Annotated in this window: 5 protein-coding genes; 2 read left to right on the top strand and 3 right to left on the bottom strand. The window is 63.9% G+C overall.

From position 1 onward, the window contains the following. Nucleotides 1-325: 325 nt before the first annotated feature. From VI26_RS22860 to kynB, 3 genes are all read right to left on the bottom strand, one after another. Entirely contained in the window at nucleotides 326-1,714 is a 1,389-nt protein-coding gene (locus VI26_RS22860; protein WP_156184010.1) for an amino acid permease, read from the bottom strand. Between the two features lie 290 nt (nucleotides 1,715-2,004). Next, nucleotides 2,005-3,258, bottom strand: a complete 1,254-nt coding sequence (gene kynU / locus VI26_RS22855) for a kynureninase (RefSeq protein ID WP_048412052.1) — start codon at nucleotides 3,256-3,258, stop codon at nucleotides 2,005-2,007. A gap of 12 nt (nucleotides 3,259-3,270) precedes the next feature. Further along, nucleotides 3,271-3,924, bottom strand: coding sequence for an arylformamidase (gene kynB / locus VI26_RS22850; protein ID WP_048412051.1), 654 nt, complete (start codon nucleotides 3,922-3,924; stop codon nucleotides 3,271-3,273). A 140-nt stretch (nucleotides 3,925-4,064) separates the two neighbouring features. Between kynB and VI26_RS22845 the strand changes: the two genes are divergently transcribed. Together VI26_RS22845 and VI26_RS22840 are read left to right on the top strand one after the other, a co-directional pair. Next, nucleotides 4,065-4,535 (top strand): Lrp/AsnC family transcriptional regulator, encoded by a 471-nt coding sequence (locus VI26_RS22845; RefSeq protein WP_048412050.1) that lies wholly within the window; start codon nucleotides 4,065-4,067, stop codon nucleotides 4,533-4,535. A 122-nt stretch (nucleotides 4,536-4,657) separates the two neighbouring features. Then, entirely contained in the window at nucleotides 4,658-6,928 is a 2,271-nt protein-coding gene (locus tag VI26_RS22840; RefSeq protein ID WP_082151219.1) for a TonB-dependent receptor domain-containing protein, read from the top strand. Nucleotides 6,929-6,937: the final 9 nt, after the last annotated feature.

Below are 6,937 nucleotides of genomic sequence, written 5' to 3'. Positions count from 1 at the left end.
GGTCTATCCGGCGCGGCGGCATGTGCCGGGCAAGGTCAGGGCCTTTGTCGATTATCTGCAGCAGTTTTTCCAATAGCAAACGGCGTCTGAGGCTTGGCAGGCATCGGACGCCGTTGATCTAAGAACCTGTTTACGATCTGCTGCGCGTCAGCGATACGGCGTTGAAAACAAGATCAAAATGCTCATGTACCACGCGTACATTCCGCTTTTTCTCTCGTGTTCGCCTTGTCTCGCTCTTGCTCGCGAGACTTTGAACAGGCTCTTAGCGGATTTGGCGTGGGGACGGCCGGGCCGGAAGCGTGTTCCGACCCGGGCGCGGCGGGCATTAATTCGCTTGCGTCGCCGGCGTCAGCCGCGGCTTGCGCACCTTGTGGAACAGAATGACCAGCAAGAGCAGGAAGGGCAGGCCGAAGACCAGGGTCAGCCGGAACACCTCGGTGAAGACGGTGGTGATCATGATCGCCAGCATCAGCAGCAGCCCGGTCAGCGTGCTGTAGGGAAACAGACGCATCTTGAACGGCAGCTCCAGCCCGCCGGCGCGGTCGTGATGGCGGCGGAAGCATAGATGGGTGTAGAAAATCATCAGCCAGGTGAACATGGCGCCGAACATCGACAGCGAAATCATCAGCGTGAACGCCTGCTGTGGAAACAGCACGTAGAGCGCCGTGGCCAGCGCGATGCCGCTGGTGGACAGCAATAGCGCGTTGGTCGGGGTGCCGCGCTGGTTCAATTGGCCCAGCGCGATCGGCGCGTCGCCGGCGCGCGACAGGCTGAACATCATGCGGGTGGTGATGTAGAGCTGGCTGTTCATCGCCGACAGCGCGGCGATCACCACCACGAAGTTGAGGATGCCGGCGGCGTAGGGGATGTTCAGCACCTGCATCACGGTGACGAAGGGGCTGTTGCCGGCGCCGATCCGGTCCCAGGGCACGATGGCGATGATCAGGCTCAAGGACAGCAGGTAGAACACCACCAACCGCGCGATGGTGGCGCGGAAGGCCTGGCGCACCGCCTGCTCCGGGTTCTCCGCCTCGCCGGCTGCCACCGCTATCATTTCCACGCTCAGATAGCTGAAGATGGAGATCACCACCGCCACCCAGGTGCCCCAGGCCCCGTTGGGGAAGAAGCCGCCGCCGGCGCTGAAGTTGTGCGCGCCGTAAGCCGGGTTGCCGCTGCCCCACACCAGGTAGCAGCCCATCACGATGAAGGCGACGATGGCGAAGATCTTGATGCTGGAGAACCAGTATTCGACGGTGCCGAAAGCCTTGACGCTGGCGGCGTTGACGCCGATCAGCGCGCCGGAGAACAGCAGGATCCAGATCCAGGGAGGGGTGTCGGGAAACCAGAAGCGCATGTATTCGGCCACCGCGGTGACCTCGGTGCCCACCGCCAGCACGATGCAGGCCCAATAGCTGTAACGCACCAGGAAGCCGGCCAGCGGGCTGACGTAGTGTTCGGCGTAGGCGCCGAAGGAGCCGGAGGTGGCATGCGCCACCGTCATTTCCGCCAGGCAGCCCATCAGCAGCAGGGTGATCAGGCCGCCTATGGCGTAGCTGAGCACCACGCTGGGGCCGGCGAAGCCGATGGCGAACTTGCTGCCTAGGAACAAACCGGTGCCGATGGCGCCGCCGATGGCGATCATGCTCATCTGTCCGGCGCTGAGCCGGCGCTGCAGGCCCTGCTCCCTATCCTTGATATCCTGGAAACTGCTCATGATGTTCTCCTCTGTCTATAAGGCGCGGTCTGGCGGGATCTGACGTCCCTTGCGCCTGGAACCGCCGCGCGGGGCTGCCGGCGGCGGCTTGATGCGGCGCGCGGCCAGGCCGCGCGCGATGCAGGTTTTGAACAGCTCTCAGAACCTGTTGACGATCTCGCGAGCTAGGGCGAGACAAGGCGAAAACGAGCGAAAAAGCGGAATGTACACGTGGTACATGAGCACTGAGCTTGGTTTCAACGCCCATTTCTATCCATCCCGCCGACGCGCAGCAGATCGTAAACAGGTTCTCAGGTCACCGCGCCGCGGCGGTGGAACTCCGGTTTATCCCAACTGCCGCTGTCCAGGATCTCGCGCAGGATTTCCACCGCGTCCCAGATGTCGGCATGGCTCAGGTAGAGCGGGGTGATGCCGAAGCGCAGCACTTCCGGTTCGCGGTAATCGCCGATGACACCGTTGGCGATCAAGGCCTGCATCACCGCGAAGCCCTGGGGGTGGCGGAAGCTGACATGGCTGCCGCGGCGCGCGTGTTCGCGCGGGGTGATCAGGGTCAAGGGGTGGCGACCGCAACGCTGCTCCACCAGTTCGATGAACAAATCGGTCAAGGCCAGCGACTTGGCGCGCAATTGCTGCGGGTCTACCTGCCGCGCCACGTCCAGACCGCATTCCACCAAGGCCAGCGACACGATGGGCTGGGTGCCGCACAGGAAGCGACGTATGCCCTGGGCCGGCGCGTAATCAGTGGCCATTTCGAAGGGATTGGCATGGCCCCACCAGCCGGACAAGGGCTGCCAGAATGTGTTTTGATGGCGCGGCGCCACCCAGATGAAGGCCGGCGAGCCTGGGCCGCCGTTCAGGTATTTGTAGGTGCAGCCCACGGCGAAATCAGCGCCGGCGGCGTTCAAGCCCACCTCCACCGCGCCGGCCGCGTGCGCCAGGTCCCAGATCGTCAGCGCGCCGCGCTGATGGGCGCTGCGGGTGACCTCGGCCATGTCGTAGAGATAGCCGGTGCGGTAATTGACATGGGACAGCAGCAGCACCGCCACGTCCTCGTCCAGCGCCTGCTCCAGCGGCAGCGCCTCGTCGATCAGGCGCAGTTCATAGCCCTGCTGCAGGAATTCGATCATGCCCTGGATCATGTAGAGATCGGTGGGGAAGTTGTCGCGTTCGGACAGGATCACCTTGCGTTCCGGATGTGCTTGCTGCTGGATGCGCAGCGCCGCCGCCAGCGCCTTGAACAGGTTGAGCGAGGTGGTGTCGGTGACCACCACTTCGCCGGGGCCGGCGCCCAAGAGCGGCGCCAGCTTGTCGCCCAGCCGGGTCGGCAGTTCGAACCAGCCGGAAGTGTTCCAGCTGCGGATCAGCTCGTGGCCCCATTCGCGACTGATCACTTGCTGGCTGCGTTCCAGCGCGCCCTTGGGCAGCACGCCCAGCGAATTGCCGTCCAGGTAGACGGTGTTGGGCGGCAGGTCGAATTGCTGGCGGAAACCGGCCAGCGGGTCTTGCTGATCGGCGATGAGACAGGTTTCGCGGGTATGTGTCATGGCGGGTCGGTCCTACGCAACAGGGGTGGAAACGGGCAAGGGCCGCAGCACGGCGCGTACCGGGCTGGCGTCCAGATTCATCAACTTCAGCGGCAGCGCGATCAACTCGTAATCGCCCTCCGGCGCGTGCTCCAGCAGCAGTTGTTCCAGGATGGCCATGCGTTGGCGTGCGGTGGCGTGGTGGGCATCCATGGTCTTGCTGTCCATCGGGTCCAGCGAGGCGGTGTCGACGCCTATCAGCCGCACGCCCTGGCCGCCCAGCCAGTCGATGGCGGCGGCCTCCACGCCGGGGAAGTCGGCATCCCAGGCGTCCAGCGGATAGCGTTCGTAGCTGCGGATCAGCAGCCGCGGCGGCAGCGGGCCGGCCATGGCGGCAAGCCGTGCGCGGATCTGTTCCAGCCGGATCAGCGGGCCGGGGGACAGGCAATGAATCAGCCGGCATGGGCCGAGATAGGCGTCCAGCGCCACCTGGCCTATGCCCTGGCCGGCGGCCTGGAAATGGGCCGGCGCGTCGGCGTGGGCGCCGCTGTGCGGCGACAGCGTCAGCCGCGCCACATTCACCGGGCAGTGGGCGTCCAACTGCCAGGCCGGGCTGGCGTCGAAGGCGGTGTCGCCGGGCCAGACCGGCAGGCCGGCGCGCAGCGGGGGACTGATATCGAGCAACATGGAACGGTTCCTGAGCGGTAACAAGCCTGGAATCATGCTAGCACCAAGCCTTCCGCCAAAAATTGCAAGTTGCCGTTGCTGATGGCATGCTTTTCGCAGGAACTGCACTAGAACTAATCAGTATCGATGGGAAATTGCAAATGCAGCTCGACGCGATAGATTGCCGGATTCTTTCCGCATTGCAGCACAACGCCAGGCTCAGCAATCAGGACCTGGCGGACCAGGTGGCGCTGTCGCCATCGGCCTGTCTGCGGCGGGTGCGCGCGCTGGAAAACCAGGGGGTGATCCGCGGTTATCACGCGCAATTGGACCCAGCCCTCCTTGGCTACGAACTGGAAGCCATCGTCCATGTGACGCTGGACCGGGCGCGCGAGGATTGGCACGAAGACTTCATGGGCCGCATCCAGCAGTTCGAGGAGGTGGCCGCCGCCTATATCGTCGCCGGCCCCAGCAATTATGTGTTGCACGTGCGCTGTAGCAATCTGGCGGCCTTCAGCGGCTTCATCGTGGAGCGGCTGAACCGGCTGCCCGGCATGCGCGACATCTGTTCCTACATCGTGATGCGCACGCTCAAGGATTCGCGCTGGCAGGTGCCGCTGGGCGGGAAATAGCCGCGGCTTCCGCCCGCGTCGGCGGTGGGGCTGACGCGAGGCGTGGTTGGTATAATTACCATTGTTAATGATAATCATTAGCATTAACTTCGGCGCTCCTCAACCCCACCCCCACCCACATCATGAAATACCGGAGCCTTTCCGCCTGCCTGTTATTGTCGGCGGTTCATCCGCAAAGCCTGCAGGCCGCCGAGCCCGCGCCGCAACTGGAAACCGTCCACGTCAGCGCCGAGCGCAAACCCGCGCTGCTGCATGGCGAGGTGCTGGACGCGGAGCAACTGCGCCGCGCGCGCGGCACCGGCAACGCCGACATCTTCTCGGCCCTGCCCAGCGTGCAGGTCAACAATATCCGCAACGAAGCCGGCGCCATCGACCTGGGCATCCGCGGCCTGCAAGGCGAGGGCCGGGTGCCGGTGCTGATAGACGGCAGCCTGCAATCCACCCACACCGCGCGCGGCTATCAGGGCACCAGCGACCGCACTTACATCGATTCAGACCTGGTCAGCAAGGTCAGCGTCGAAGAGGGCGCCAGCAACGGCGCCTTCTCCAGCGGCGCGATCGGCGGCCTGGTGCAAATGCGCACCTTGGGCGTGGAGGACGTGTTGCGTCCTGGCAAGGATTTCGGCGTGCTGCTGAAAGGCAGCTTGTACAACAATAACAAGATGCCCACCGTGCCGGACGACGAGCGCGACCAGGTGTATTACCGGCTGAACAACGGCCTCAGCCCACGCGTGTTCAACAATGGCTCGGCCACGCTGGCGCTGGCCTACCGGCAGCCCGGCCTGGATGCCTTGCTGGCCTACAGCAAGCGGCGCACCGGCAACTACTTCGCCGGCAGCCACGGTTTCGACGGCTACCCGGAGGCGGTGGTGTCGCGCGGCCAGGAAGTGGTGAACACCAGTTACGAGAGCGATTCGCTGCTGGCCAAGCTCGGTTTCGCGCTGGACGATGCGCAGCGTCTGAAGCTGATCTTCCGCCGCCATCGCCAGCAGGCCGGCGAGTTGCTGGCCGCTTACTGGTACAAGAACTCCAACGACAAGCATTTCCAGGAGCTGCCGCCGGGGGTCGAGTCCATGCCGCAATGGGCGCTGGGCAGCGCCGTGGTGCATGCCTATAGCGCCAACTACAGCTATACGCCCAGCGACAACAAGCTGATCGATCTGAACCTGGGCTTGTGGGCCACCGAGGCGGATCTGGACCAGCACAACGGCCTGTGGGCCGGCCGCCCTGGCGCTTCCTACGGCGATCAGTACATGCATGCCTACAACAACAAGCGCCATGGCTTCAATTTGCTCAACCGTTCGGAACTGGAGGCGCTACCGCTGAGCCTCAGCTATGGCCTGGCCTTCCAGCAGGAGCGCACCCAGCCCACCAGCCGCTACACCGAGCAGCCGCGGACGCTGGAGGCGTCGCGCAACGGCGTGCGCAATGAGCGCAGCCTGTTCGCCAACGCGGTGCTGTCCTATCCCTGGGCCAGCTTCTCGCTAGGCGCGAATCTGCATGGCTCAATCACGCGCGACTATGCGACCAAACTGGAGGTGGATTACGCGCCCAAGCTGGACCTGACCGGCCAACTCGATGTTCACCTGGCCAAATGGCTGGATGGCTATGTGAAGGGCGGCCGCGCCTATCGCACCCCCAGCCTGTACGAAACCACCACCTCGTCCGAGGTGTTCAGCTACAACCCATACAACCCCTTGCGGCCGGAGCGTTCGCTGAATCTGGAGCTGGGTCTGAAGGCGAGTTTCCAGGATGTGTTCCGCGAGAAGGAGCGCATCGGCTTCAAGGCCGCTTATTTCGACAACAAGGTGGCGGATTATATTTCCAGCGCCTGGCTGGACCGCACGCCGGGCATGCCGTCGTGGCAGGGCAATTTGACCTTCCTCAACTACGACAAGGTGGAGCTGCGCGGCTTTGAATTCGGCGCGGACTACCATAGCCCGTCCTTCTTCGTGGAGGCCGCCGCCACGCACTATCTGGATCCGGAAGTGTGCTCGGTGAACCAGGCCGCCCGGCGCGATGCCGCGGTGTGCAATCAGAATGGCTTCGCCTGGAGCTTGATCCCGACCCGCATCCCGCCCAAGAGCGTGTATGTGATTTCCGCCGGCAAGCATTTGCTGAACGGCGACCTGACCGTGGGCGGACGACTGAAATACCATGCCGGCAAGACCAATCCGGCCGAATGGTTGAAAGGCACCGGCGCGCAGCCGGTGCTGGAACTGCCGTCCGAACGCCTGGTGGACCTGTTCATCGAGTACCGTTTGAACAAGCAGGTCAATCTGAATTTGAACGTGGACAACCTGACCAACCGCTATGCGGTGGACACCGGAGCGGTGGTCAGCATGCCGATTCCGGGGCGGACCATACGGATGGGGATGGAAGCGCGCTTCTGAGAGCCTGTT

It is taken from the genome of Chromobacterium sp. LK1 (assembly GCF_001043555.1).
Classification (GTDB): Bacteria; Pseudomonadota; Gammaproteobacteria; order Burkholderiales; family Chromobacteriaceae; genus Chromobacterium; species Chromobacterium aquaticum.
Note: the sequence above shows the minus strand (reverse complement) of the source record. Positions and strands in the feature narration are given on the sequence as shown.

Excerpts from the sequence above, each read along its gene's own strand:
- VI26_RS22845 (WP_048412050.1), top strand. The coding sequence starts at position 4,065 with ATGCAGCTCGACGCGATAGATTGCCGGATTCTTTCCGCATTGCAGCAC.
- kynU (WP_048412052.1), bottom strand. The coding sequence starts at position 3,258 with ATGACACATACCCGCGAAACCTGTCTCATCGCCGATCAGCAAGACCCG.
- kynB (WP_048412051.1), bottom strand. The coding sequence starts at position 3,924 with ATGTTGCTCGATATCAGTCCCCCGCTGCGCGCCGGCCTGCCGGTCTGG.
- VI26_RS22860 (WP_156184010.1), bottom strand. The coding sequence starts at position 1,714 with ATGAGCAGTTTCCAGGATATCAAGGATAGGGAGCAGGGCCTGCAGCGC.
- VI26_RS22840 (WP_082151219.1), top strand. The coding sequence starts at position 4,658 with ATGAAATACCGGAGCCTTTCCGCCTGCCTGTTATTGTCGGCGGTTCAT.